The organism is Sphingomonas sp. DC4900, assembly GCF_049896485.1.
In the GTDB taxonomy this organism is placed as follows: domain Bacteria; phylum Pseudomonadota; class Alphaproteobacteria; order Sphingomonadales; family Sphingomonadaceae; genus Sphingomonas; species Sphingomonas aquatilis.
In genome coordinates this window covers 111,047-137,405 of the sequence record NZ_JAFCUK010000010.1, presented here as the reverse complement: position 1 = coordinate 137,405, position 26,359 = coordinate 111,047, and the positions used below count along the sequence as shown (strand labels likewise).

Sequence of the window (26,359 nt, the reverse complement as noted above, 5' to 3'; positions counted from 1 at the left end):
TATGAACGTCCAGACCAACGTATTTCACTGCCTCCGTCATGACTCGTCTCCGCTGCTGACAAATCCATCATCAGCATCTCAGATTCGAGCCTCCAAGGCTCCGGCAGTCATGGGGTCTAAGCACATGGACGCCTTCCAATTCATCCGCGACGTGCCGGTCGACTGGTCGGACACGCGCGTGCTGAACGGTGAGGTTGGCGATTACGTCACCGTGGCGCGCAAGGATCGCGCGAGCGACGACTGGTATCTCGGCAGCATTACCAACGACAGCGGCCGGACGCTGAACGTCGCCCTCGACTTCCTTGATCCGGGCCGCAGCTATACCGCCGAAATCTACCGCGACGGCACGGGCGCGGACTATCGTACCGACGCCCGCCACGCGATCGCGATCGAAAAGCGCCAGGTAAAGAAGGGCGACACGATGACACTCGCTTTGGCGCCCGGCGGCGGTCAGGCGATCCGGTTCGTGGCCAGCGGCAAGGCCCGCCGGAAGTAAGTGGACGCGCGGCTGCCTGTCCATAACCGTCACCCCGGACTTGTTCCGGGGTCCACTCGTCCGCGGGGGGAACGCCTGAGCCTCTTGCCCGTCCCCCCGTTGCACAGTGGACCCCGGACCAAGTCCGGGGTGACGGAGAAGATGGGGGCAGGCGACGGCGCTTCACCGATGACCCCACCGCCCCCCTCGATCGCCATCCTCGGCGGCGGCACCGCCGGGTGGATGGCGGCGTGCCTGATGGCGAAGGCATGGCCGCAGGCGCGCATCACCGTCATCGAATCCCCCGACATCGGCATCGTCGGCGTCGGCGAAGGATCGACCCCGCAGCTCAAGGCGCTGTTCGATACGCTCGGTCTCGCCGAGGCCGACTGGATGCCGGCCGCCGACGCGACCTACAAGGCGGGCATCGCCTTCCATGGCTGGGCCGACGACACGCCCGCCTATTTCCACCCCTTCGCCGGCCAGATTGACCTCCATACGCAAGGTGCCTTTTTCGCTAGCACTCGCGCACGCCGTCATGGCGCCGACGTTCCCGCGCATCCGGACCGCTTCTTCCTCAACGCGAGGCTGGCCGAAGCGGGCCGTGCCCCGATCGCGCCGGCACACTTCCCGTTCCGCATCGGCTACGGCTACCATTTCGATGCGCATAAGGTCGGGCATGTCCTGCGCGACGCGGCGCTGGCCCGCGGCGTCGTCCATCTGCCGCGACGCGTGCGGGACGTCGTGGTCGATGCGGCCGGTCAGGTCGCCGCACTGACGCTGGAAGAAGGGGATGCCGTCCGCGCTGACCTGTTCGTCGACGCCAGCGGTTTCGCCAGCGTCATCGCGCAACAGGCGCTTTGTGTGCCGTTCCGCTCCTTCGCAAACACCCTGTTCGCCGACCGTGCCGTGGTGATGCCCACCCCGCGGCAGGGCGCGCTGCCGGTCCAGACCAAGGCGACCGCGCTGTCCGCCGGCTGGGCCTGGGACATTCCGCTGACCAGCCGCACCGGCAACGGCTATGTCTACGCCTCACGCTACCTGTCGCCCGACGCGGCCGAAACGGAGCTGCGCCGTCACCTCGGCCTGCTCGATGCCGACGTCGCCGCCCGCCACCTCAGCATGAAGGTCGGCCGCGTCGAGACGAGCTGGACCGCCAACTGCCTCGCGATCGGCCTTGCCCAAGGCTTTATCGAACCCCTCGAAGCGACGGCGCTCCACATCGTGCAGGCGACGATCGAAGGCTTCATCGGCGCCTATGAGGCCGGCAGCCGCGACGCCTTCAACGCCGCGATCGCGCGCCGCTACGACGGCATCCGCGACTATATCGTGGCCCATTACCGCCTCAATCGCCGTAGTGGAGTCTTCTGGCGCGACGTCGCCGCCAACGACGATCTGTCGGACGATCTGAAGGCGATTATGACCGCGTGGTTCACCGGCGGCGACGTCGCCGCGGTGATCGAGGGGCGGGGCCTCGCCGGCTATTATGCGCCCATGTCGTGGGAGGTTCTCTTGGCCGGCTACGGCACCTTCCCCGACGCGACGCGGCTGCGCACGGCTCCGGCCGTCGCGGATCTCGCCGCCATCGATACCTTGCTGAGCGGATGCCTGCTCAACTTCCCAGATCATCAGGCCGCGCTAGACGGCCACCGGAGGATGCCATGACCCCCACTGCCACTCGCCCGCGCCAAAGCTGGGCGGGCCTCTGGAATATCTCGTTCGGCTTCTTCGGTATCCAGATCGGCTTCGCGCTGCAGAACGCCAACATGAGCCGCATCTTCCAGTCGCTCGGCACCAGCCTCGACGATCTGCCCGCGCTGTGGGTCGCGGCGCCGCTGACCGGCCTGCTGGTACAGCCGGTGATCGGCCATCTCAGCGACCGCACCTGGCTCGGCCGGCTGGGGCGGCGGCGACCGTATTTCCTCGCCGGTGCGATCCTGGCGGCGATCGCGCTATTGCTGATGCCAGAAAGCCCGGGGCTGCTGATGGCGGCGCTGCTGCTGTGGCTGCTCGATGCCTCGCTCAACGTTTCCATGGAGCCGTTCCGCGCCTTCGTCGGCGATATGCTCGACAAGGATCAGCATGCTGCGGGCTATGCGGTGCAGACCGCGTTCATCGGCGCAGGCGCGGTGTTCGGGTCGATCTTCCCCTGGCTGCTCGAACATCTCGGCGTGTCCAACCAGGCAGCGGGCGGCGGCATTCCCGACACCGTACGCTATGCCTTCTGGTTCGGCGGCGCGGCGCTGTTCCTCGCCGTGCTGTGGACCGTGCTGACGACACGCGAATATGCGCCCGATGAAATGGCGGCGTTCGATGGCTCCGCGACGGAGGACCATGGCCACACGCTCCGTATCCTCGCCGCGCGTCGGTATGGCACCAGCATCGCGTGGATCGTCGCGGGCGCGATCGTGGTCGTCGCCGTCGCCGCGATGCGGCTGGAGAAGGAGGTGTACCTGCTGGGCGCGCTGCTCGCCGGCTATGGCCTTGCCAGCATCGTCGCGATCGCCCGCGCGCGGGCGGGGCATGCGGCGGGCATGCTGGGCCATATCGTCGGCGATTTCGGCGGCATGCCGCTGCTGATGAAGCGACTGGCGGTCGCGCAATTCTTCAGCTGGTCGGCGCTGTTCATCATGTGGATCAACACCACGCCGATCGTCGCCGGGGCCTTCTACGGCGCGCCGGACGCTACGAGCCCGCTGTATCAGGAGGGCGCGAATTGGGTCGACGTGCTGTTCGCCACCTATAACGGCATTGCCGCGGTCGCCGCGCTGACGCTGCTGCCGGTGCTGGCGAGGCGGATCGGGCAGGCGAAGACGCACATCATCGGGCTGCTGTGCGGCGCGGCGGGCTTTGCCAGCTTCTTCGTCATCACCGATCCCAAGTGGCTGCTCGCCAGCGAGATCGGCATCGGCATCGCCTGGGCGTCGATCCTCGCCATGCCGTACGCGATCCTCGCCTCCAGCCTGCCGCAGCGCAAGCTCGGTATCTACATGGGCCTGTTCAACGTCTTCGTCGTCGTGCCGCAGCTGCTGGTCGCGACGGTGATGGGGTCGATCACCAAGCACTTCTTCCCGACCGAACCGATCTGGACGCTGGCGTTCGCGGCCGGAGCGCTGCTGCTCGCGGCGATCGCGATGACGCGGGTGGAGGCGGCGCGCGTCCCCGGCTAGAGCGGCGTGGAACGCGAGCGGGGGACGAGACGATGCCGACGACATTGGTGACGGGCGTGGCGGGGTTCATCGGCATGAGCACCGCCGATGCGCTGATGGCGCGCGGCACGCGGGTGATCGGCGTGGATTCGATCAACGATTACTACGACCCCGCGCTCAAGCACGCGCGCCTCGCCCGCCTGACCGAACGCTATGGCGACCTGTTCACCTTCCTCCACGTCGACTTCGCCGATGCCGCGGCGTTGAAGTCCGCGCTGGAGCCGCACGATTTCGATCGCATCGTCCACCTCGGCGCCCAGCCTGGCGTGCGCTATTCGATCGAGCATCCCGAGGCCTATGGCCAGTCCAACCTCGTCGGCCACCTCAACCTACTCGAGGTCGCGCGGCACCGCGGCGTCGCGCATATGGTCTATGCCTCGTCATCGTCGGTCTATGGCGGCAACACCTCCGTGCCGTTCCGGGTCGAGGATCGCGTCGACCGGCCCGTCTCGCTCTATGCCGCTACCAAGCGCGCGAATGAGGTGATGAGCGAAAGCTACGCGCACCTTTATCGCCTGCCGCTCACCGGCCTGCGCTTCTTCACCGTCTATGGCCCATGGGGGCGGCCCGACATGATGATGTGGATCTTCACGCGCGCGATGTTCGCGGGCGAGCCGATCCCGGTATTCAACGACGGCCAGATGGAGCGTGACTTCACCTTCATCGCCGACATCGTCGCCGGCGTGATCGCGGCGCACGACAATCCGCCGACCGACGACGGGGCGGAGAAAGCCGGCGGCAGCGTCGCGCCGCATCGTCTCTACAATATCGGCAACAACCGGTCGGAACCGTTGGGCCGCGTGATCGAGGTGCTGGAACTGGCGACGGGCCGCCAGGCGATCCGCCGCAACCTGCCGATGCAGCCCGGCGACGTCGTCCGCACGGCGGCGGATATCGACGCGATCGCGGGCGACCTCGGCTACCGACCGACGACGTCGATCGATGTCGGCGTGCCGGCGTTCGTCGACTGGTATCGCGCCTACCACCGGCTGTAGACGGCGCCCCCAGCCGACGCCTCAGCCGGCCGCCTTCGCCTCTGCGCGATAGCGGTGGAGCAGCGGTTCGGTGTATCCATTCGGCTGCTCGACGCCTTCGAATACCAGCGCGCGCGCCGCCTGCCAGGCCAGACTGTCCGGATGCCCGCTCATCGGCCGGTACAGGGGATCGCCGGCATTCTGGGCATCGACCTTCGCCGCCATGCGCGTGAAGGCGGCATCGACCTCGGCCGGCGTCGCGACGCCGTGCAGCAGCCAGTTCGCTATATGCTGCGAGGAGATGCGCAGCGTCGCGCGATCCTCCATCAGGCCGATGTCGTGGATGTCGGGCACCTTCGAACAGCCGATGCCCTGATCGATCCAGCGCACGACATAGCCCAATATGCCCTGCGCATTGTTGTCGAGTTCCGCGCGCACCTCGTCCGGCGTCCAGTTCCGCCCGGCCTCGGCAACCGGGATGGTCAGCAGGTCGCCCAGCGGCGCGACCGGCTCGGCGGCACGCTCGCGTTGGCGGGCGAAGACGTCGACGCGGTGATAGTGCGTCGCGTGCAGCGTCGCCGCGGTGGGCGAGGGGACCCAGGCGGTGTTCGCGCCGGTCTGCGGATGCCCGATCTTCTGGTCGAGCATGTCCGCCATGCGATCGGGCGCGGCCCACATGCCCTTGCCGATCTGCGCCTTGCCCGACAGGCCGCAGGCGAGGCCGATCTGCACGTTGCGGTTTTCATAGGCCGCGATCCAGCGGCTCGCCTTCATCTCGCCCTTCGGGATCATCGGGCCGGCGTGCATCGACGTGTGCATCTCGTCGCCAGTACGGTCGAGGAAGCCGGTGTTGATGAACACCAGCCGGTGGCGAACGGCGTGAATGCACGCGGCCAGGTTCGCGCTGGTCCGCCGTTCTTCATCCATCAGCCCGACCTTGATCGTGTGGCGATCGAGGCCCAGCAGATCCTCGACCACGTCGAACAGCGCGTTGGTCAGCGCCGCTTCGTCCGGCCCGTGCATCTTGGGCTTGACGATGTAGATCGATCCGGCGCGGCTGTTGCGACGCGGCCCCCGCACGTCATGCAGCCCGATCAGGCTGGTGACGATCGCATCGAGGATGCCTTCGGGCGCCTCGCTGCCGTCGGGCAGGCGCACGGCCGGTGTCGTCATCAGATGGCCGACGTTGCGGACGAACAGAAGGCTGCGGCCGGGCAGGGTGATCGTGCCGCCGTCGGGCGCGGTATAGGTGCGATCGTCGGCCAGAGCCCGGCTCACCGTCCGCCCGCCCTTGTCGAAGCTCGCCGTCAGGTCGCCCCGCATCAGCCCCAGCCAATTGGCATAGCCAGCGACCTTGTCCTCGGCATCGACCGCCGCGACCGAATCCTCAAGGTCGCAGATCGTCGTCAACGCGGATTCGAGGACGACGTCGGCGATACCCGCGGGATCGTCGCGACCGATGGGGTGGTCGCGGTCGACGACGACCTCGATATGCAGTCCGTTGTGCCGGAAGAGCAACGTGTCGCCGGCCTTGCCCACCCATTGCCCGGGATCGGCGAGCGTGGGCGTGCCCCCCGTCCAATCTGCCCAGCGGCCGTCGGCCAGGGGCACAGCCTGATCCAGAAATGCCTTCGCCCAGGCGATGACCTGGCTCCCCCGCGCCGCGTCATACCCCCCGGACGCGGCCGCGCCGGGCAGCGCATCGGTGCCGTACAGAGCGTCGTACAGGCTGCCCCAGCGCGCATTGGCGGCATTCAGCAGGAAGCGGGCGTTGAGGATCGGGACGACCAGCTGCGGCCCTGCGCGCTCGGCGATTTCCGGATCGACATTGGCGGGGTCGACCGCAAAGGGGGCCGGTTCGGGCAGCAGATAGCCGATCTCGCGTAGGAAAGCCTCATAGGCGGCGGGCTCGAACGCATGGTCGCGATGCCAGGCGTCGATCGCTGCCTGCATCCGGTCCCGCGTCGCCAACAGCGCGCGATTCTCTGGCGTGAACCGTTCAAAGATCGCTGCCACGCCGGACCAGAAAGCATCAGGCGCGATGCCGGTGCCCGGCAATGCCTCGCGCTCGAGAAAGTCGGCAAGTTCGGGGGCGATGCCAAGGCCGGCGCGCGCGATCATGGGGTCATCCTTCGCTATGGTCTTGCCGGCGATCCTAGACCGATTGCTATCCGTTCGGTAGCAGCAAAGATATTGAAGCAGTTTATCGTAAGAGGAACGAATGGCCTTCGATCCCGACTACGCGCTGTTCGTCGCCGTGGCCGAAGCCGGCAGCCTCTCCGCCGCCGCACGGGCGCTGCGCCTATCGCCCGCGATGGTCTCCAAGCGGCTGCAACGGCTCGAGCAGCGCCTCGGCGTTACTTTGGTGCATCGCACCACCCGACGATTGGCGCTGACGACGGCAGGCGAGCGGTTCCGCGCCGATCTCGGCGACATTCTCGGCGCGCTGGATGCGGCGGAAGCGCGGGTGACCGGTGCCCGCACCGTGCCGGCGGGACCGCTCCACGTCTCCGCGCCGACATCGTTCGGGCGGCTGCACGTCGCGCCGCACCTCGGCCGGTTCGTGGCGGCCTGCCCGGCGGTCGAACTGCGCTTCGATCTCGACGACGGCTTCGTCGACCTGTTCGGGGCGCGCGTCGATTGCGCGATCCGCATCGCGGCAGACGTGCCCGAGACCGTCGTGGCGCACCGGCTCGCGACCAGCCGTCGCATCCTCTGCGCGGCGCCGTCCTATCTCGCCGACATCGGCACGCCTGAACAGGTGGACGACCTGTCCGCGCATCGCCTGCTAGCGGCCGATGGGCAGATGCCGTGGCGTCTCGTCTCCGGCGGACGTACGACGCTCGTTACTCAACCCAGCTACGTTCGCACCAACTCCAGCGAATTGGTGCGCGAACTCGCGCTGGGCGGCGTCGGTATCGCATTGCGCTCGTTATGGGATGTTGGCGATGACCTCGCCTCGGGCCGACTCGTGCGCGTGTTGCCCGAATGGGAGGGGTCGGCCGACGTCGGCATCTACGCCGTCCACCTGCGCAGTCCCGCGGTCCCGGCCGCCGTCACCGCCTTTATCGATTTCCTGCGCGACACGATCGACCCCGCCGCCTGGGCCTGACGCTCAGCGTAGCGTCTTGGCGGCTGTGAGCGCGCGATCGCGCGCCTCGCGGTGGCCGATGATCTTGGGCGGATAGCTTTTCGGCCGGGCGTCATGCGCATCGGGATCGTGGATCGCGGTATCGGACAGGTCCGCCAACTCGGGCACCCACTGACGGATGTAATCGGCCGCGTCGAACTTCTCCGACTGGCTGAGCGGGGCCATGATCCGCCCGAACATGTTGGCATCGACGCCGGTCCCCGCGATCCACTGCCAATTGACCGCATTATTCCCGTAATCGGCGTCGACCAGACAGTCCCAATACCAGCGTTCGCCCTCACGCCAGTCGAGCAACAGATGTTTGACGAGGAAGCTCGCCGCGATCATGCGCACGCGGTTGTGGATCCAGCCACTCGTCCACAGCTGGCGCATGCCCGCATCGACGATCGGATAGCCGGTAAGCCCCTGCTGCCACGCCTTCAGGTCGCGCTTCGCCGCTGCGCCCGTCCGCCATGGCATCGCGTCATATTGCCGCCGCCCGTTGACCGTGCCGTAATCGGGCATGGCGAGCAACACGCCCGCGGTAAAATCGCGCCACGCGATCTCACGCAGATACGGCATCGTGTCCGCCTTGCCCCGCAGCGCATGGTACAGTGTCCGCGGCGAAACCTCACCATGATGCAGGTGTGGCGACAGGCGCGACGTGCCCTCTTCCGATGGCAGGTTGCGGCGCCGGTCGTAGTCGCCGACCTCTTCGGGCCAGTGCTTCACCTTGGCCAGCGCCTCGGCTTCGCCCGGCACCCAGTCCTCACCGAACCCGCCCGACCAGTCCGGCTTCGACGGCAGCAGAGCCCAATCGGACAGCGTGTCGCTCTTCGGCCAACGGTCGGGTGCAGCAATAGTGCGCGGCATCGGCACGGGTTCGGGGGGCGGCAGATGCTGCTGCAACGCCTTCCAGAACGACGAAAAGACTTTGAACGGCGTGCCCGACCCGGTGGTCACCTCCTCGACGCGCGCCAGCCGGTCGCCATCGTGCAGCACCAGGCGGTCGCCCAGCGCCGCCTCCGCCTCGCGCCACCATGGCTCGTAATGCCGCGTGGCGTGGATCTCGCCCGCGCCGGTCTCCTCGCACAATTGACGCAACACGCTCACCGCATCGCCGCGTCGCAGGACCAGCCGGCTGTGCTTCCTCTCCAGGCTCTTGGCCAACGCGGCGAGGCTGTGATGCAGCCACCATCGCTGCGCCCCGCCGATCCGCCATTCGCCCGGTGCATCATCGTCCAGGATGTAGACCGGAATGACCGGCCCCGCATGGGCAGCGGCGGCGAGGGCGGGCTGGTCGTGCAGGCGAAGGTCCTGCCGCAGCCATAACAGGGTAGGGGCGTTCATCGATCGCTCCAATCGGCGGAACACAGGTTAAGTTCCTGCGCGGACTTGCCGAGCGCGACGGCCGCCCGCAAAGTCCATCGCGATGCTCCGTCCGCTTCTTTCCGCCGTACCGCTCGTGCTCGCCGCCTGCTCGCCTTCCGCGCCGGATCCTGCGCCGCCGCGTCTGCCGGTCCCGATCCGCGATAGCGCAACGCTGACGCTGATCCGCGGGCCGGCGCTGGAGCAATTGGTGCGCGGCAGCGTGCAGACCCGTCCCGGCACCGGGGGGCGCCCCGGCCCGACCGAGCGCTTCGCCGCAGCCGGCGACGCCTATACGCTCGCCTACGATCGCCCCGACACGAGCGGCCGCTACCGCATCACGCCCGATCGCGTCTGCCTGCGCTTCGTCGATGAACGCAGCATCTTCTGCCGCTTCTACCTCCGCGATGCCAAGGGCGGCATCGTGATGGCGGAGGACGATCGCGATTATCCGCTCCACACCGCGCCGGTGACGATCACGCGGGCGCCATGACCTCGATCGCCCCCGCGGCGACCCGCGCGGTGATGGGCGTATGCGCCAGCACCTCGCCATCGATCGAAATCGGCAGCGACGGCCGCGTGTCCACCTTCAGCGCGGTGCCGCTGAAGCTCACCGTATCCTGGTGCCGCGCCTTCAGCCCCAGGAAGCTCGCCGCCCAATTCTTGACCAGCGTCCGCTTGTAACGCCCCGTCACCGCCTGCACGACGATGCGGCCCGACTGCACCGAGGCCTCGTCCACCAGCCACGTGCCGCCATGATACGGCCCGTTGCTGATCCGCACCTCGACCACGCGCAGCCGGTGCGTCTCGACGCCGTCGTCGATGGTCAGCATGAACGGCTTGAACCGAACGAACTGCCATGCCGCCCAGCCGAGGTAGCCGATCCGTCCCAGCACCTTTTTGAGGCCGTGCGGCACCGTCTCGGCGATCTGCGGGCTGATCCCCATCGCGGCGCAATTGGCGAAATAATCGTCGTCGATCATGCCGAGGTCGATGCGCTTGGGCACGCCCGTCCGGATCACCTCGATCGCGCCCTCGACATCGATCGGCAGGCCCAGCGTCCGCGCGAAGCTGTTCGCCGTGCCGAGCGGCAGCACCGCCAGCGTCACCCCCTTGCCGACCAGCAGGTCGACAAGGCCGCTGACCGTCCCATCGCCCCCGCCCAAAATTACCAAGTCGGGCTTTTTCGCCAGCGCGCGCTCGACCGTCGCCTCCAGGTCGTCGGGATTTTCAACGGCATGGGCATCGACAGGAAAGTCCAGCCCATCCATCGCCGCGCAGGCCCGCTGGAAAAGCTTCTGCCCTTTCCGCGACTTGGCATTGACGATCATCGCGGCGGATCGGAATTGCACCATGTCGCAAAATTCCCCAGAACTTCCATGCGGATAAGGATTACGCCTGCGTAACGCTTGCGAGGACGCCTACGATCCCGCAAAGCCGAATCCATGTCCGCATCCTATCCCGCGCTTCGCCTTCGTCGCACTCGTGCGAGCGACTGGAGCCGCCGGCTCCACGCCGAAACCGTCCTGACGCCGGCCGATCTGATCTGGCCCCTGTTCGTGGTCGAGGGGAAGGGGGTGGAGCAGCCGATCGCCAGCCTGCCCGGCGTATCGCGCTGGTCGGTCGACGGCATCGTCGCGCGCGCGAAGGAGGCGAGGGACCTCGGCATCCCATGCGTCGCGCTCTTCCCCTATACGCCCGCGCACCTCAAGACCGAGGAAGGGCGCGAGGCGCTCAACCCCGACAATCTGATGTGCCAGGCCACCCGCGCGATCAAGGATGCGGTGCCCGAGGTCGGCGTGCTGACCGACGTCGCGCTCGATCCTTATACCAGCCACGGCCATGACGGGCTGGTCGATGCGGCGGGCTATGTCGTCAACGATACGACCGCCGACCTGCTGGTGCAGCAGGCGGTCAACCAGATGCGCGCCGGTGCCGACATCATCGCGCCGTCCGACATGATGGACGGCCGTATCGGCATGATCCGCGCGGCTTTGGAGGGTGAGGGCGCCCACACCGTCCAGATCATGAGCTATGCCGCGAAATATGCGAGCGGCTTCTACGGCCCGTTCCGCGACGCGGTCGGCAGCCGCGGCCTGCTGAAGGGCGACAAGAAGACCTACCAGATGGACCATGCCAACGCCGAAGAAGCGTTGCGTGAGGTCGCGTTGGACCTCGCCGAGGGCGCCGACACGGTGATGGTGAAGCCCGGCCTGCCCTATCTCGACATCATCGTCCGCGTGAAGCAGCGCTTCGAGGTGCCGGTCTTCGCTTATCAGGTGTCGGGCGAATATGCGATGATCGAGGCGTCGGTGGCCGCCGGCGCAGGCGATCGCGACGCGCTGGTGCTGGAAACGCTGATGGCCTTCAAGCGCGCCGGCTGCTCGGGCGTCCTGACCTATCATGCGGCGCACGCCGCGCGGCTGCTCGGCGCGTGATCGAGACCGAGCGGCTGACTTTGCGGCCGTGGCGCGAGGAGGATCGCGCGCTGTTCCATCGGCTTGGCAATGATCCGGATACGATGCGCTATCTCGGGCCGTTGCGCTCGCGTGAGGAGGATAATCAGGCTTTCGATCGCCAGCAAGCGTTCGTCGCGACGGGCGGCACCTGTGGCTGGCTGGTCGAGCGCCGCGCCGACCGCCGGCCGATCGGCATGTGCGGCACGAAGCCGGCGCGTCCGGGCTTGCCGATCGCGGGCGAGATGGAGATCGGCTGGCGGTTCGAACCCAATTATCGTGGTCAGGGCTATGCGCTGGAAGCCGCGCAGGCGAGCCTGATCTATGCTTGGGAGAAGACCGGCGCTCCTCGCGTCGTTGCGATCACCGTGCAAGACAATATACCCAGCCGCCGCCTGATGGAGCGGCTTGGAATGCGTCACGTCGTGCAGGCGGATTTCGACCATCCCTTCCTCCCGGAAGACAGCCCGCTGCGCCGGCACGTCCTCTATCGGATCGATCGTCCGGCGTGAGCGACGCTGAACGTACTGCCATCGGCCGTAGCGGCCGCCTGCTGTTCGTCGCGACGATCCTGACGGGATCGTTCCTGCTGTTCCTCGTTCAGCCGATGGTGGCGCGCATGGCGTTGCCGCGGCTGGGCGGGGCGCCGGCGGTGTGGAATTCGGCGATGCTCGTCTATCAGACGCTGCTGCTCGCCGGCTATGCCTATGCCCATGCGCTGGGGCGCATCCGGCCGATGGCGCAGGCGGCGGTGCATCTCGGCGTGCTGCTCGTCGCGGGGGCGTGGCTGCCGATCGGGCTGGCGCTGGGGGCGGGGCCTGCCGGCGTGTCGCTGGCGGTCTGGGTGCCGTGGCTGCTTGGCGCATCGATCGGGCCGCTGTTCTTTGCCGTTTCCGCGCAGGCGCCGCTGGTGCAACGCTGGTTCAGCATGGCGAGCCGTGGGGGCGATCCCTATGCGCTGTACGCCGCGTCGAACCTCGGCAGCTTCGCCGGCCTGATCGCCTATCCGCTCGTGGTCGAGCCGTTGCTGACGCTGCGCACGCAAAGCCTCGTCTGGAGCGCGGGCTACGTCCTGCTGATCGCGCTCGTCGTCGGCTGTGCCTGGCATCTGCCGCGCGGGGAGGGCAAGGCCGCGGCGCGCCCGACAAGCGAACCCGCGACCCGTCGCCGTATCGCCCACTGGATCGCGCTCGCGCTGGTGCCCTCGGGGCTGATGCTCGCGACCTCCACCTATATCACCACCGATATCGTCGCGATGCCGCTGCTGTGGGTCCTGCCGCTCGGCCTGTATCTGCTGAGCTTTTCCGTCGCCTTCGCCACCGACCGGTTCCTCGCCGACCTGCTGACGCGGATCGCGCCGATCACCATCTTGCTGTTCGGCGGCGTGATGGTTGGCGGGTTCAATGAATCGCCGTTGGTCAATCTCGCCATCGCGCTGACCTTGTTGTTCATGGCCTCGGTCGCGTTGCACACACAGCTCTATCGCTTGCGCCCCGCGCCTGATCGTCTGACCGGCTTCTACCTCGCCATGGCGGTGGGCGGTGCCTTGGGCGGCGTGTTCGCGGCCTTGATCGCACCGGTCGTGTTCGACTGGACGTACGAATATCCGATCCTGATCTTCGCCGCCGGGCTTCTTGTGCCGCAACTGTACCTGACGCGCGCTGTCCGGTCGCTGTGGACCACGCCGCGGCGTCGCCTTTTGGCCTATGCGGTGGTCACCGTCCTGCTCGTGGTATTGGCGGGTCTGACCTTCCGCGGCCCTAGTGATCTGTTTGGCGATGGCCATCAGGGCCTGACCTTCATCGTCATCGCGCTGATCGGCGTGATCGCGATCGGGGCGCGTCCGGCCTATGCGCTGACCCTCGCCGTGGCGCTGGTGATCTTTGGCGGCTGGCGTGCGGTCGAACTGTCGTTGGAACAGGGTGCGCGCACCCGCAGCTATTTCGGCGTCTATACCGTCCGCGACCGTCCCGGCGTGCGCGAGCTCGACCATGGCACGACCGTCCATGGCATCCAGTTCATCGGCAACCCGATCCTCGAACGCCTACCGACGACCTATTATGCGCCGCCCTCCGGCATCGGCCGCGCGATGAGCGCGCTCGATCCGCTGTATGGACCGCACGCACGCGTCGGTGTCGTCGGGCTCGGGACGGGCACGCTCGCCTGCTACGCGCAGCCGGGCCAGCGCTGGCGCTTCTACGAGATCGATCCTGTCGTCGTGCATATCGCGCGCGACACCGGCCAGTTCACCTATTTGCGCAACTGCCTGCCCAACCCCACGATCCGCATCGGCGATGCGCGCCTCAGTCTCGAGCGGGACGCACCCGACAGCCTCGATCTACTCGCGCTCGACGCCTTCTCATCGGATGCGATACCCGCGCACCTAATGACGCGCGAAGCGTTCCGCGCCTACGCCCGCGTGCTGCAGCCCAAGGGGCTCTTGCTCGTCCACATCTCGAACCGGTTCCTCGATCTCGAACCCGTCGTCGCGGCGCTGGCGCGGGACGGCGGCTGGCATGCGGCGAAGCTCTTCTATCAGCCGCCCCGCTACACCGCGATCGCTTCGGCCAGCCAATGGATCGCGCTGTCTCGCGACCCCGCGACGCTATCCGCCCTCGCAAAACGGGGCGGCCAGTGGCAACCGCTGACGCCGCGCGCCGGCCTCACCCCGTGGACCGACGATTATTCGACGATCCTGCCGCTGCTGAAATGGGGGCCTTAGGCGGCGGGAAGCGATGCCTGGATGCGGTCGATCGTCGCCGCCTGCTTGGCAGCCTCCGCTGCAATCCGCTCGCGGATCGTGGCGAGCGCAGGATAGGCCGGCTCCAGCTTTGCCGCGCGATCGGCCGCGATCACGTCGATATCGCTCAACAGCGACGACGTCTGCGCCCGCCAGTCGTCGAGCTGGGCGAGCGCGGTTTGCGCATCCAGCCACGCATCGCTGCCGACGGCCTTGCCCTTTGCCTTCGACGCGGCGGCATCTGCCTCGGCGGCGTCGCCGGCAAAGCCCTTGGCCAAGCGGTCGAGCTTTACGCCGAACTCGGCGATCTTCGCATCCAGCGCCGGATCGGGCTTCGCCTCGACCACCGGCACCTCGGGCTCGGCAAAGCCAAGCTTCTCCACCGCCCGCGGCGCCAGCGAGGGATAGCGGGTCGTGTCGCGCGAACAGGCCGACAGCGAGGCGAGGGCAACGGCGAGCGACAGAGCGACTTTCATGGGGCTCGGCTGTAGGGGGTGCAAGAAAATGGCGCAACGCACTTGCGCGTTTCGAAGCGTCTGCTATCAGCGCGCCTCCAATGCGCGCCCGTAGCTCAGCTGGATAGAGCATCAGACTACGAATCTGAGGGTCGGACGTTCGAATCGTTCCGGGCGCGCCAGGATTTCCCCCGCTCACATCACTGATGTGGCGGGGGTTATCGTTTGTGGCGCAGCGAAACGCGCTTTAGGGCGGCCGGCATGATCCGCCGTATCCTCAGCTTCGTCGAACCATTCATCCTCATGCTGCTCGGCACCGTCGTGCTGGCCAGCGTGCTGCCCGCGCGCGGCGAATGGGCGCGGGTGGCGGGGATCGTCGCGGATGTGGGGATCGTGCTGCTGTTCTTCCTGCACGGCGCCAAGCTGTCGCGCGAGGCGATCTGGCAGGGCGCGCGCAACTGGCGGCTGCACCTCGCCGTCCTCGCGACGACCTTCGCGGTGTTTCCGCTCCTGGGGCTGGCATTCGGACGGCTGCCCGGCCTCGCCGCACCGGTCGCGGCGGGCATGGTGTTCCTGACGCTGCTGCCCTCGACCGTACAATCCTCGATCGCCTTCACCGCCATTGCGCGCGGCAATGTCGCCGCGGCCGTGTGCAGCGCGTCCTTTTCGAACCTGATCGGTATCGTGCTGACGCCCGCGCTGGTCGCGCTGACCATGAGCGGCGTCGGCGGACAGGCGGGGATCAGTCTTGCCGCTGTCGAATCGATCGTGCTGCAATTGTTGGTGCCGTTCGTCGCCGGGCATCTGCTGCGCCCGTGGATCGGCGGGTTCATCGGCCGGCACAAGGGGCTGGTCGGCATCGTCGATCGCGGCTCGATCCTGCTCGTCGTCTACACCGCCTTCGGTGCCGCGGTGGTCGAGGGGCTGTGGCACCGCGTTTCCGCGGCCGATCTCGCGCTGATCGCCGCCGCCTGCGTCGCGCTGCTCGCGATCGTCCTGGTCCTCACCTGGCTTGCCGGCCGCGCGCTGGGCTTCACGCGCGAAGACCAGATCGTGCTGCTGTTCTGCGGTTCGAAAAAGAGCCTCGCGTCGGGCGTGCCGATGGCGGGCGTATTGTTCCCGGCAGCGCAGGTCGGCGCGGTGCTGTTGCCCGTGATGCTGTTCCACCAGATCCAGCTGATAGCCTGCGCGATCATCGCCCGCCGCTACGCGAATGCCGCAAGCCTAGCCGAGGCCGAAGCCGTCTCAGCGTAGCGCGGCGACCGCCGCCAGCACCTGATCGGCCAGCTCGGGCCGACAGATCAGCAGGTCGGGCAGCAGCGGGTTCTCGCAATTATAGACCAGCGGGCTGCCGTCGATCCGCGAGGCGTGCAGCCCCGCCGCCAGCGCCACCGCCGCGGGCGCGCAATTGTCCCACTCATATTGCCCGCCGTCGTGCAGGTAGATGTCGGCGCGGCCATCAACCACCGCCATCGCCTTGACGCCCGCCGATCCCATGCCCACCCGCGTCGTCGCCAGCGCCACGCCGACGCGCTCGACCATGTCGGTCGCCCGCGTCCGGCTCACCACCATCCGCGGCGGCGCGCCGCAGACGATCGCGCGCGAGCACGCCTCGGCGGTCGTATAGACGCGCCCCGTCGCCGGCACCGCCACCGCGCCCACTGCTGGCCGGCCACCGACCGCCAGGCCGATATGCACTGCCCAATCGTCCAGCCCCTCGGCATAATCACGCGTGCCGTCCAGTGGATCGACGATCCACACCCGCTCCGCCGCACACCGCGCCCGATCGTCCAGCGATTCTTCGGACAGGATGAAATCGTCCGGTCGCGCGGCGCGCAGCCGGTCGAGGATCAGCGCATTCGCCTCCGCATCGCCGGCATCGCCCAGCGCCTTGCCGCTCGTACCGCCGCGCGCGCGGATGGCGAGCAGCAGCGCGCCCGCCTCTTGCGCAACGCTGCGGGCGAGGTCGACGTCGGACACGGCGGGCAAGGTCACAATTCGAAGCTCCACACGCCCAGCACATGCTCGACGATCCGTTCGGCGGCATCCTCGGCGCTCTCGCGCGTCGTGTCGATACGAATATCGGGAGCATCCGGCGCCTCATAGGGGCTCGAGATGCCGGTGAAATGGGCGATCTCGCCACGCCGCGCCTTGGCGTACAGGCCCTTCACGTCGCGCGCCTCCGCCTCCGCCAGCGGCGTGTCGACGAAAATCTCGACGAACTCGCCCGGCGGCAGCATCCCGCGCACCATCTGCCGCTCGGCACGGAACGGCGAGATGAAGGCGGTCAGCACGATCAGCCCCGCATCGGTCATCAGCTTGGCGACCTCTCCGACGCGGCGGATATTCTCGATCCGGTCGGCGTCGCTGAAGCCCAAATCACGGTTCAGGCCATGCCGCACATTGTCGCCATCGAGCAGGAAACTGTGCCGCCCCAGCGCATGCAGCTTCTTTTCGACCAGATTGGCGATCGTCGACTTGCCCGATCCCGACAGGCCGGTGAACCACAACAGCCGCGGCGACTGTCCCTTCTGCCGCGCATGCGCCTCGCGCGTGATATCCACCGACTGCCAATGCACGTTCTGCGCCCGGCGGAGCGCATGGTGGATCAGCCCGGCCGCGACCGTCGCGTTGGTTTCGCGATCGATCAGGATGAAGCCGCCGAGCGTCGCGCTCTGCGCATAGGGCTCGAACACGATGCCTTCGTCGGTGAAGACCTCGGCGACACCGATGTCGTTGAGTTCCAGCGTCTTCGCGGAGAGATGCGCCTGCGTGTTGACGTCGACGACATATCCCGGCGCCTGCACGCTCGCGCCCACCGTCCGCGGGCCGATCTTCAGCCAATAGCCGCGGCCGGGCACCAGCGCCGTGTCGGACAGCCAGACGATCGTCGCCTCGAACTGATTGGCCGCTTCGGGTGGTGCATCGGCAGCCGCGATCACGTCGCCGCGCGAGCAATCCACCTCGTCCGCCAGCACCACAGTCACCGCTTCGCCGGCCTGTGCCGCCTCACGGTCGCCATCGAACGTCACGATCCGTGCGACCTCCGTCGTCTTGCCCGAGGGCACGATCCGCACCGCATCGCCCACCGCGACGCGACCGCCGGCGATCGTCCCCGCAAAGCCGCGGAAATCGAGGTCGGGCCGGTTGACCCATTGCACCGGCAGCCGGAACGGGCCCGCCGCGGCGCGATCGCTGTCGACGGGAATCGCCTCCAGATGCGGCAACAGCGCCGGGCCGCTATACCACGGCATGGCATCCGACCGGGTCGTGATATTGGCGCCGGTCAGCCCCGACAGCGGTATGGCGGTGAACGCGTCGATCCCGATCCCGCGTGCGAAGTCGGCATAGTCCGCCACGATCGCGTCGAACGTCGCCTGATCATGGCCGACCAGATCCATCTTGTTCACCGCGAGCACGATCTGGCGGATGCCGATCAGGTGCGCCAGGAACGAATGCCGCCGCGTCTGCGTCAGCACGCCCTTGCGCGCATCGATCAGGATCACCGCGCAATCGGCGGTCGACGCGCCCGTCACCATGTTGCGGGTATATTGTTCGTGGCCCGGCGTATCGGCGACGATGAATTTGCGCTTTTCGGTCGCGAAGAAGCGATAGGCGACGTCGATCGTAATGCCCTGCTCGCGCTCGGCGGCAAGCCCGTCGACCAGCAGCGCGAAGTCGATATTCTGCCCCTGCGTACCGACGCGTTTGCTGTCCGCTTCCAGCTGGCTCAGCTGATCCTCGAAGATCGTCTTGGAATCGTACAGCAGCCGCCCGATCAGTGTCGACTTGCCGTCATCCACCGATCCGCAGGTGATGAAGCGCAGCATCGACTTGGTCTGATGCGTGTCGAGATAGGCATGGATATCCGCGGCGATCAGCGCATCCGGTGTATAAGCGGTCATGCGAGCACATCCTCCCTCGCGCAGCGGGGGAGGGGGACCGCCCGCCACAGGCGGGTGGTGGAGGGGGCGTCGCCGCACACGTGAGCCTCGCCGTATCCTCCCCCTCCGTCACGGCTTCGCCGCGCCACCTCCCCCTGGCGGGGGAGGACCGGAGAGAGTGCGAGCATCGGAAATATCCTGCCTGTAGACATGGTCACGCCGCAAAGTCCTCCCTCGCGTCAGCGGGGGAGGGGGACCGCCGCGAAGCGGTGGTGGAGGGGGCGCTTCCGCGCACGCCGAAGCCGCCGCTGTCCTCCCCCGCGGTGCGCTTCGCTGCCACCTCCCCCTGTCGGGGGAAGAATGTCGTGACGGCAGCCATCAGAAATACCCCTCGCGCTTCTTCTTCTCCATGCTCGCGGCCTGATCGTGGTCGATCGCGCGGCCCTGGCGTTCGCTGGTCGTGGTCAGCAGCATCTCCTGGATCACCTGCGGCAGCGTCGCCGCCTCGCTCTCCACCGCGCCGGTCAGCGGATAGCAGCCCAAGGTGCGGAAACGGATCGACCGCTCCACCGGGACTTCGCCAGGCGCGAGGCGAAAGCGATCGTCGTCCACCATCAGCAGCATGCCGTCACGCTCCACCGTCGGGCGGGGCGCGGCGAAATAGAGCGGTACGATCTCGATTCCCTCGCGCAGGATATATTGCCAGATGTCGAGCTCGGTCCAGTTGGACAGCGGGAAGACGCGGATGCTCTCGCCGCGATGGATGCGGGCATTGTACAGGTTCCACAGTTCGGGCCGCTGCGCCTTGGGATCCCAGCCCTGGCTCGCCGAGCGGAAGGAAAAGATGCGCTCCTTCGCGCGCGACTTTTCCTCGTCGCGGCGGGCTCCGCCGAAGGCGACGTCATAGCCGCCCGACTTCAGCGCCTGCTTCAGCCCTTCGGTCTTCCACAGATCGGTATGCCGGCTGCCATGGTCGAACGGGTTGATCCCCGCGGCCTCCGCCTCCGGGTTCTTGTGGACGATCAGCTCCATCCCCGCATCCGCCGCCGCCTTGTCGCGCAGCGCGTACATCGCGCGGAACTTCCACGTCGTATCGACATGCAGCAGCGGGAAGGGGGGACGCGCCGGAAAGAACGCCTTCTTGGCCAGATGCAGCATCACCGCTGAATCCTTGCCGACCGAATACAGCATCACCGGCCGCTCCGCCTCGGCGACGACCTCGCGCATGATGTGGATGCTTTCGGCTTCCAGCCGCTGCAAATGGGTAAGCCCGCTCATGGGGCTTTCAGATAAGCCTCCGCTCGCGCGATGCGACCAACTTATCCTTGGGGCGCCCCTATTCCGGCTGGCCCCACTCTTCGCGCCGCCGCTCGACCGAATCGATCAGCACGCCGCCGACCATGAACACCGCGATCGGACAGCAGCAGAACAGCATCCAGCCCTGCCAACCGGGATATTGCTGCAGGTAATGCATGCCGCGCTCCACCGCCCCCATGGCGAGGCCATAGATGATGACGAACGCCTCGAACTTGGTCTTAATGGTGAAGAGGCGTCTGATGCGGGTCCACATGCCGAAAGGTTAAGCAAGCCGCGCGCCAATGGCGGATTTCCGTCGATCGCGGGTTAAGGGGCGTGGTTAACCGTCAAGTAACCCGACAGGTCCAGCGCCTCCAGCAGCCGTTCGTGCGCGGTTTCGGCCTCCCGCACCAGCGCCGCATCCCCCAGCGCGGCCGGGTCGATCGCCTCCGGCCACCAGCGCCGCACCACCGCTTCGATCGCATCCAGCTTTGCCGCATCGACCAGGAAGCGCGGATCGACCGTCGCGGGATCGGCAACCACGCGCAACCGCAGGCATGCCGGCCCGCCGCCGTTCGCCATCGACTGCGTGACATCGACCGTCTCGACGCGGCGGATCGGCCCGTTGCCGGCCTGATGCCGCTCCAGCCAGCCCCAGACCGCGGCATTGGCGCGCGCCTCCATCGGCACGACCAGCGTCGGCCCGTCCGCCGTCGTGACGAGTTGGGCGTTGAACAGATAGGAAGCGATGGCATCGGCCAGGCTCACCTCGCCGGCCGGCACCTCGACGATCTCCACTTCGGGCAGCAGGCGGCGCAGGTCGGCGTAAAAGCTGTCTTTGTCGGCAAAGGCCAGCTCGTGCGCGAACAGTACACGTTCGTTGGCGACCGCGACGACGTCGTTGTGGAACGCGCCCGCTGCTACTGCCTCGGCGGACTGCTGCACGAACAGCGTCCGCTCGGGCGATAGGCCGTGCGCGCGCGCAATCGCCTCGCTGGCCGTCGGATGCTGGCGCGCAGGGAAGGGGCCGCCGGGCAGCGTATAGACGAACACCTCGACGCCCGGCGCGTCATAGCTCGCGCACAGCCGCATATGGTTGGCCGCGCCCTCGTCGCCGAACGGCGCGGGCACGGGCCCGTGCACCGCAAAGGCGTCGTGCGCGAAGGCGGTGCGCAGCTGTGCCAGCGTCTCGGGCCATTCATGGCTGCGATGCGGCATCGTCATCAGATTGGCGACCGACAGATGGCAGCGCCCATCCGCCGTATCCGGCGCAGGCGAGACGGTCGCGGCATTGGCCGCCCACATCGCTGACGCCGACATCGCCTGGGCCTGCAACAGGGCAGGGGCGCCCGCATAGTCGGTCGACAGGCTCGCCAGCCAGCGATGGTCCGGCCGGCGATGCGGCAGCAGCACGCCCTGGCGAAGGCCCAGCGCCAGATTGCGCCGCATCTTGTCGAGGCCCTGCAAGGCCGCCGCGCGCGGCTGCGACACCTGCCCCGCATGCGCGGTCGCGGCGAGATTGCCTGCCGACAGGCCGGCATAATTGTGGCTCGGCCCGACGATCCCGTCGAAGTTGATTTCGGTCAGCATGCTCACCACCGCGATGCGAACAGGACGCGATCGTCGGGCTGCACGCCCAGCACCTTCGCGCAATCGGACGACAGCACCACGCCGTCGCCCACCATGCGGACATGTCCGAAGGCGCAGCGGAAGTCCTGCAGCCGTCCCGTTGCGACCAGCGCCTCGTCCCCGCCATCGTCGTCGATCGCGATCACCGGGCAGTCGCGTGCGCTCTCGATCGTGCGCACCCGGTCGGTCCGCGCCGTCATCGTCGGTCCGCCATCGAAGATGTCGATGTAGTTTTCATAATGAAAACCCTCATTCTCCAGCATGCGCATCGCCGCCCGGCCGCTCGGATGCGGTAGGCCGATCACCGCGCGCGCCGCTTCGGAGAGCATCGCGGTGTAGATCGGATGCTTCGGCATGAGGTCGGCGATGAATTGGTGGCCGTGCGTCGCATTGAACTGGTCGGCGTCCTGGAAATTCATCCCGAAGAAGCGCCCCGCCAGACCGTCCCAGAACGGGGATCCACCCGCCTCGTCGATGATGCCGCGCAATTCGGCGAGGATACGATCGGCGAAGCGCGCCCGGTGCGCGCGGATGAACAGATAGCGGCTGCGTGCCAGCAACAGGCCCAACCCGCCCGCGCGCTCCCCCGGATGCAGGAACAGCCCACCGACCTCGCACGCGCCCTCCAGATCGGTGGTCAGCGCCAGCATTTCCGCGCGAAACGTACGCTCCAGCTCCTTGCTGTGCTGCGTCAGCGTGCCCAGCCGATAGCTGTAGAAGGGGTGTTTCTGCCCCACCTGCGTGAACAACTGACAGGTGCCGCGGACCTCGCCCGTCTCGCCATTCTCCAGCATCAGCACGAACAGCTCGTCGGTGATCGCCCCCTCGTCGCGCGCGAACGCCTCGCCGCTGCGGTCCAGCTTCGTGCGCAGTGCCTTGCGGTCGGGGGGCAGGTTGGTGAACCCCCCGCCGGTCAGCTTCGCCATTTCATAGAGATGCTGCAAGTCGTCGGCGCGCGCGGCCCGAATGCGAAAGGTCATGGCCGTCCCCGCTGTACGATACGACTGATGGTTAGCGCCGACAGTGCCGCGCGCTCGGCGAGGCTGTCGACGATCATGAATTCGTCCGCCGAATGGATCGCCCCGCCGCGCACACCCATGGTGTCGACCACCGGCACGCCGGCCGCGGCGATGTTGTTGCCGTCGCACACGCCGCCGGTGGCGCGCCAGCCGATGCTGAGGCCCAGATCCGTGCCGGCGTCCGCGACGCAGGCGAACAGGCGTTCGGCACCGGGGTCGATCGGCTTGGGCGGGCGATTGAAGCGGCCATGCACCTCTATCCGTACATCGTGCGCCGCCGCAACGGTGGCGACACTGTCGTCGATCGCCGCCTGCGCCCGCGCGATCGCATCCGCGGCGGCAGGGCGGAAGTTGACGCGCAGGATGGCGAGGTCGGGCACGACGTTGTTCGGCCCACCGCCATCGATCCGCGCCGGGTTGACCGATAGGCCCGGCCCGCCCGCCTCCGCCAACCGTACCGCCAGCGCGGCGGCGGCGACGATCGCATTGCGCCCCTCTTCGGGGTTGCGGCCCGCATGCGCGCTCCGCCCGCGGATCACGATGGAAAAGTTGCCCGTGCCGCCCCGCGCGCCGGCCAATGTCCCATCGGCGAGCGCCGGCTCGTAGGTCAGCGCCGCGACCGCCCCCCGTGCCGCCGTCGCGAGCAAGCCGGCGGACGAGAGCGACCCCGTCTCCTCGTCCGAATTGATCACGACGTCATAGCCGAAGCTATCGGCGCCCGCCGCCTCCACGGCGGTCAGCGCGGCGAGCATCACGGCAAGCCCGCCCTTCATATCCGCCGTACCCGGCCCGTTGATCGTGCCGTCGTCGCGGTGAGTCAGCGTCTGGAACGGATGATCGACGGGATAGACTGTATCCATATGCCCGGTGAACAGCATGCGAACGGGCGCCTCTGGCCGGACCCGCAAGTGCAGGTGATGGCCATGCGTCAGCGCGGCGACCGAGCCGTCCGCCGCCACCGCCTCGACCGGCTCCGGCTCCACCATCACGATTTCGCCGGGCAGCACCGCAAAGGCATCGGCAAGCAGCGCGGCCATGTTCCCGACTCCGGCCATATTACGCGTGCCGCTGTTCACCGCCGCCCAGCGCTCGACCTGCGCCAGCATCACCGCCTGATCGATCTGCTCGACCAAGGCGCGTTCGTCGTTCGACATCCCTCTCATACCTGGGAGGCTAGTCGAATATGGTCTCCGATGAAACCAGGTTCAGAACGTATAGACCAGCGACGCCCGGCCGATCGTGTCGGTGTTCTTGGACTTCACCGGCGGCTCGCTTTCATATTGGACATTATACGAAAACGCCGCGGACAGCGGCCCGATCAGCTTCGCATTCAGCGCGCTTGTGCCGCTCAGCGTTGAATTGGCGCTCTGCACATAGGCGGAGGCGTTCTGCGTCACCGAAAGGCCGGGCAGCACGCGCCAGTTGAACGCCAGCGTCCCGCGCGCGGCGATATTGCTCTGCCGGGTTTCGTCGGTGAAATGCGTCTGCCGGAACGCTGGCCCAAGCTCGACGTCGAGCCGCACCTTGGGGCTCTTGATCGCGCTATAGCCCGCACCCGCCGACGCCGAATAGCGGTTGTAATAGCCCAGGAACCGATCCGATTCATATTGCGCGGCGCCATAGGCATACAGACGGTCGTTGATCTTGTAGTTCGGTTCGTAGCTCGCGAGGTAATGTTCGCGCGTCGTGATGTTGGCGTTTTCCTGATAATCCGCCTGCACGTGGAACTTGTGGCGCCATTGCAGCCCTTCGCGCGTCAGGTCGAGGATCGCCGACCCGCCCTTGCTGTCGGTATTGCCGGTGGTGATGTAGCCGCCCAGTTCCGCCCGGCCGCTCCACAGGTCGAATATGCTCGCCTGCCTGATCGTGGTCTGTCGCGCCTGCGCCCGATCGTTGCGCCACTTCTGCGCTATGGCGAGCACCGCATCGGCGCTCGCCGGATCGGCCAGCCGCGCATATTTGACCACCACCGACACGTCACCGTCGTTGCCGCTTTCGATCGCGGCATCCAGCATCGATCGGATCGCCGCGGGGATCGGCACCTTGGTGTCGTCCGGCTGGCCGCCATCGGCGACCGGCGCATTGGCGATCAGCAGGGGGGCAAGGCACAGCGAGAGGAGCAAGGTAGCGCGCACATCCGGCGCTCTAGCCGTTCGTCGCGCGCCTGACACCCCCCAACGCGGGTCAGCGCGGGCCCACTGCGGCGAGATGAGGCGCGAACGCGGCGAGCACGTCCTCGTACAGCGCGCGCTTGAACGGCACGATCATCGTCGGCAGGTCGGCGGGGTCGCTCCATCGCCAGGCGCGAAACTCCTGATGCTCGGTCGCGATATCGATGTCGCGGTCGTCGCCCAGGAAGCGGAACAGGAACCAGCGTTGCCGCTGCCCGCGCCACTTGCCCTTCCACACCTTGCCGATCATGTCCGGCGGCAGGTCGTACAGAAAGTCCTGCGGCGCCTCGACGATCAGCTCGACATGGTGGGGCGCGACGCCGGTTTCCTCGCCCAGTTCGCGCACCGCGGCGTCATAGGCCTCTTCGCCCGGATCGATCCCGCCCTGCGGCATCTGCCACGCCTCCAGCGTCGTATCGATCCGCTGCCCGACGAAGACCTTGCCCTCGCGGTTCAGCAGCATCACGCCGGCACAGGGGCGGTAGGGCAGTGTGCTGGGATCGGTCATCGTACGGCCTCCTGTCCCGCCGCCTGCGCCATGACGCGCGTCGCCTCCGCCTCGACGATCATGTCCTTCAGCGCCGCCAGATAGCCGGCGACGTCCCCCTGGCTCGACGGGATCGCCTTGCGCAGCGTGATGAAGCCATGGACGGTCCCCACCGCCTCGCGGAACACCACCGGCACACCCGCCTGAATCAACGCGGCGGCATAGGCCCGGCCCTGATCGCGGATCGGGTCCAGGCTGGCGGTGACGATCACCGCGGGTGGCAGGCCCTCCAGCCGGCCGAGCAGCGGCGATCCGCGGCTATGCGCGATGTCGGCGGCATAGGCGTCAACGAACCACAGCATCGTGTCGCGCGTCAGCAGATAGCCGTCGGCAAACTGGTCGAACGACGGATAGGGCCGCGACGAGTCGGCCGCCGGATAGATCGGCGCCTGGACGATCACCGGCACCGCCGCCGGCCGGTCGCGCAGGTCCATCGCCGCGACGATCGTCAGCGTACCGCCCGCGCTGTCCCCGCATAGGATCAGCCCGGTAACGCTGCGCCCCAGTTCAGCCGGGCTCTCCGCCACCCAACGCGCCGCCGCCTCGCAATCGTCGGGCGCGGCGGGCCAGCGATGTTCGGGCGCCAGCCGATAGTCGATCGAGACGACCGGCACGTCGAGCACCCGCGCCATCTCGGCGCAGAAGCCCGCATGCGTGTCGATATTGCCGATCACGAAGCCGCCACCATGGTAGAAGACCAGCGCCGGCCCCGGCTGGCGCGTCTCGCGTGCGTCGAACAGTCGCGCGGGAATGGTGCCGCCGGGTCCGGGGATCGACAGGTCGCGGATCACCGCCAGCTCGCCCACCGGCAGATCGGCGACGTCCTTCATCGCGGTGAACACCTGCCGGGCCGCCTCGGGCGTCATCTGGTGCGTGCGCGGCCCCGGCATCGCGTTCAGATAGTCCAGGAATCCGCGCACGTCCGGCCGGACGTAGGGAGTAGGGTCGGCGGGAGTAGGGTCGGCGGTCGCTTCGGTCATTCGGCTCTCTCCGGCGCCGCACCGCT

The 26,359-nt window shown here is 67.7% G+C and carries 23 protein-coding genes, 1 tRNA gene and 1 pseudogene; 11 read left to right on the top strand and 14 right to left on the bottom strand.

Features of this window, described 5'->3' with window-relative positions:
• Positions 1-127 precede the first annotated feature (127 nt).
• From ACP690_RS12575 to ACP690_RS12560, 4 genes and pseudogenes are all read left to right on the top strand, one after another.
• Positions 128-496 (top strand): annotated as a pseudogene (locus tag ACP690_RS12575) (glycoside hydrolase family 97 C-terminal domain-containing protein); the annotation flags it as partial.
• A 168-nt stretch (positions 497-664) separates the two neighbouring features.
• Positions 665-2,140: a tryptophan halogenase family protein gene (locus tag ACP690_RS12570; RefSeq protein ID WP_426261242.1), complete on the top strand. Its 1,476-nt coding sequence runs from the start codon at positions 665-667 to the stop codon at positions 2,138-2,140.
• Positions 2,137-3,645, top strand: coding sequence for an MFS transporter (locus ACP690_RS12565; protein ID WP_426261243.1), 1,509 nt, complete (start codon positions 2,137-2,139; stop codon positions 3,643-3,645). Before ACP690_RS12570 ends, ACP690_RS12565 begins: the two co-directional genes overlap by 4 nt.
• 32 nt (positions 3,646-3,677) lie before the next feature.
• On the top strand, positions 3,678-4,679 hold the full coding sequence (locus tag ACP690_RS12560) for an NAD-dependent epimerase/dehydratase family protein (protein WP_426261244.1): 1,002 nt from the start codon (positions 3,678-3,680) through the stop codon (positions 4,677-4,679).
• Positions 4,680-4,700: 21 nt separating this feature from the next.
• Here the strand turns inward: ACP690_RS12560 and ACP690_RS12555 are convergent, their stop codons facing one another.
• Positions 4,701-6,779 carry a malate synthase G gene (locus ACP690_RS12555; protein WP_426261245.1) on the bottom strand — a complete coding sequence of 693 codons (2,079 nt, stop codon included), beginning with the start codon at positions 6,777-6,779 and terminating at the stop codon, positions 4,701-4,703.
• Between the two features lie 100 nt (positions 6,780-6,879).
• Between ACP690_RS12555 and ACP690_RS12550 the strand changes: the two genes are divergently transcribed.
• The gene (locus tag ACP690_RS12550) at positions 6,880-7,770 is read left to right on the top strand and encodes a LysR family transcriptional regulator (RefSeq protein WP_426261246.1); all 891 of its coding nucleotides are present in this window, start codon (positions 6,880-6,882) and stop codon (positions 7,768-7,770) included.
• A 3-nt stretch (positions 7,771-7,773) separates the two neighbouring features.
• Here the strand turns inward: ACP690_RS12550 and ACP690_RS12545 are convergent, their stop codons facing one another.
• Positions 7,774-9,138 (bottom strand): cryptochrome/photolyase family protein, encoded by a 1,365-nt coding sequence (locus ACP690_RS12545; protein ID WP_426261247.1) that lies wholly within the window; start codon positions 9,136-9,138, stop codon positions 7,774-7,776.
• 82 nt (positions 9,139-9,220) lie between these two features.
• Here ACP690_RS12545 and ACP690_RS12540 point away from each other — a divergent pair, with 82 nt between their 5' ends.
• Positions 9,221-9,649 carry a hypothetical protein gene (locus tag ACP690_RS12540; protein WP_426261248.1) on the top strand — a complete coding sequence of 143 codons (429 nt, stop codon included), beginning with the start codon at positions 9,221-9,223 and terminating at the stop codon, positions 9,647-9,649.
• Here the strand turns inward: ACP690_RS12540 and ACP690_RS12535 are convergent.
• Positions 9,633-10,511 (bottom strand): diacylglycerol/lipid kinase family protein, encoded by an 879-nt coding sequence (locus ACP690_RS12535; RefSeq protein ID WP_017978942.1) that lies wholly within the window; start codon positions 10,509-10,511, stop codon positions 9,633-9,635. The two genes, ACP690_RS12540 and ACP690_RS12535, sit on opposite strands and share 17 nt — an antisense overlap.
• 90 nt (positions 10,512-10,601) lie before the next feature.
• On the opposite strand from ACP690_RS12535, the gene hemB reads away from it, so the two are divergent.
• The 3 genes from hemB to ACP690_RS12520 are packed head-to-tail and all read left to right on the top strand — an operon-like array spanning position 10,602 to position 14,334.
• Positions 10,602-11,594 carry a porphobilinogen synthase gene (hemB, locus tag ACP690_RS12530; RefSeq protein WP_426261249.1) on the top strand — a complete coding sequence of 331 codons (993 nt, stop codon included), beginning with the start codon at positions 10,602-10,604 and terminating at the stop codon, positions 11,592-11,594.
• Positions 11,591-12,124 carry a GNAT family N-acetyltransferase gene (locus ACP690_RS12525; RefSeq protein ID WP_426261250.1) on the top strand — a complete coding sequence of 178 codons (534 nt, stop codon included), beginning with the start codon at positions 11,591-11,593 and terminating at the stop codon, positions 12,122-12,124. The genes hemB and ACP690_RS12525 overlap by 4 nt, the downstream gene beginning before the upstream one ends.
• Positions 12,121-14,334: a spermidine synthase gene (locus tag ACP690_RS12520; protein ID WP_426261251.1), complete on the top strand. Its 2,214-nt coding sequence runs from the start codon at positions 12,121-12,123 to the stop codon at positions 14,332-14,334. Before ACP690_RS12525 ends, ACP690_RS12520 begins: the two co-directional genes overlap by 4 nt.
• On the opposite strand, the gene ACP690_RS12515 is transcribed toward ACP690_RS12520, so the two are convergent.
• Complete coding sequence (locus ACP690_RS12515) at positions 14,331-14,828, bottom strand: hypothetical protein (protein WP_426261252.1); 498 nt, start codon at positions 14,826-14,828, stop codon at positions 14,331-14,333. The genes ACP690_RS12520 and ACP690_RS12515 overlap by 4 nt on opposite strands.
• Positions 14,829-14,912: 84 nt before the next feature.
• On the opposite strand from ACP690_RS12515, the gene ACP690_RS12510 reads away from it, so the two are divergent.
• Together ACP690_RS12510 and ACP690_RS12505 are read left to right on the top strand one after the other, a co-directional pair.
• Positions 14,913-14,989: transfer RNA gene (locus tag ACP690_RS12510), tRNA-Arg, on the top strand.
• A 79-nt stretch (positions 14,990-15,068) separates the two neighbouring features.
• Positions 15,069-16,061, top strand: a complete 993-nt coding sequence (locus ACP690_RS12505; RefSeq protein ID WP_426261253.1) for a bile acid:sodium symporter family protein — start codon at positions 15,069-15,071, stop codon at positions 16,059-16,061.
• On the opposite strand, the gene ACP690_RS12500 is transcribed toward ACP690_RS12505, so the two are convergent.
• The 10 genes from ACP690_RS12500 to ACP690_RS12455 form a co-directional block, all read right to left on the bottom strand.
• Positions 16,053-16,802 carry a 3'(2'),5'-bisphosphate nucleotidase CysQ gene (locus tag ACP690_RS12500; protein WP_426261254.1) on the bottom strand — a complete coding sequence of 250 codons (750 nt, stop codon included), beginning with the start codon at positions 16,800-16,802 and terminating at the stop codon, positions 16,053-16,055. The genes ACP690_RS12505 and ACP690_RS12500 overlap by 9 nt on opposite strands.
• Positions 16,799-18,712: a sulfate adenylyltransferase subunit CysN gene (gene cysN, locus ACP690_RS12495; RefSeq protein ID WP_426261255.1), complete on the bottom strand. Its 1,914-nt coding sequence runs from the start codon at positions 18,710-18,712 to the stop codon at positions 16,799-16,801. Before cysN ends, ACP690_RS12500 begins: the two co-directional genes overlap by 4 nt.
• Positions 18,713-19,069: 357 nt before the next feature.
• Positions 19,070-20,014 (bottom strand): sulfate adenylyltransferase subunit CysD, encoded by a 945-nt coding sequence (cysD, locus tag ACP690_RS12490; protein WP_426261325.1) that lies wholly within the window; start codon positions 20,012-20,014, stop codon positions 19,070-19,072.
• A gap of 13 nt (positions 20,015-20,027) precedes the next feature.
• Positions 20,028-20,261, bottom strand: a complete 234-nt coding sequence (locus ACP690_RS12485; protein ID WP_063689472.1) for a hypothetical protein — start codon at positions 20,259-20,261, stop codon at positions 20,028-20,030.
• 53 nt (positions 20,262-20,314) lie between these two features.
• Positions 20,315-21,577, bottom strand: a complete 1,263-nt coding sequence (locus ACP690_RS12480) for an N-succinylarginine dihydrolase (RefSeq protein WP_426261256.1) — start codon at positions 21,575-21,577, stop codon at positions 20,315-20,317.
• A gap of 2 nt (positions 21,578-21,579) precedes the next feature.
• Positions 21,580-22,596: an arginine N-succinyltransferase gene (locus ACP690_RS12475; protein WP_426261257.1), complete on the bottom strand. Its 1,017-nt coding sequence runs from the start codon at positions 22,594-22,596 to the stop codon at positions 21,580-21,582.
• Entirely contained in the window at positions 22,593-23,789 is a 1,197-nt protein-coding gene (locus ACP690_RS12470) for a hydrolase (protein ID WP_426261258.1), read from the bottom strand. Before ACP690_RS12470 ends, ACP690_RS12475 begins: the two co-directional genes overlap by 4 nt.
• A gap of 51 nt (positions 23,790-23,840) precedes the next feature.
• Positions 23,841-24,770: a DUF481 domain-containing protein gene (locus ACP690_RS12465; protein WP_294314204.1), complete on the bottom strand. Its 930-nt coding sequence runs from the start codon at positions 24,768-24,770 to the stop codon at positions 23,841-23,843.
• Between the two features lie 49 nt (positions 24,771-24,819).
• Positions 24,820-25,314 (bottom strand): RNA pyrophosphohydrolase, encoded by a 495-nt coding sequence (locus tag ACP690_RS12460; RefSeq protein ID WP_426261259.1) that lies wholly within the window; start codon positions 25,312-25,314, stop codon positions 24,820-24,822.
• Entirely contained in the window at positions 25,311-26,333 is a 1,023-nt protein-coding gene (locus ACP690_RS12455) for an alpha/beta hydrolase (RefSeq protein ID WP_426261260.1), read from the bottom strand. The genes ACP690_RS12460 and ACP690_RS12455 overlap by 4 nt, the downstream gene beginning before the upstream one ends.
• Between the last annotated feature and the right edge of the window lie 26 nt (positions 26,334-26,359).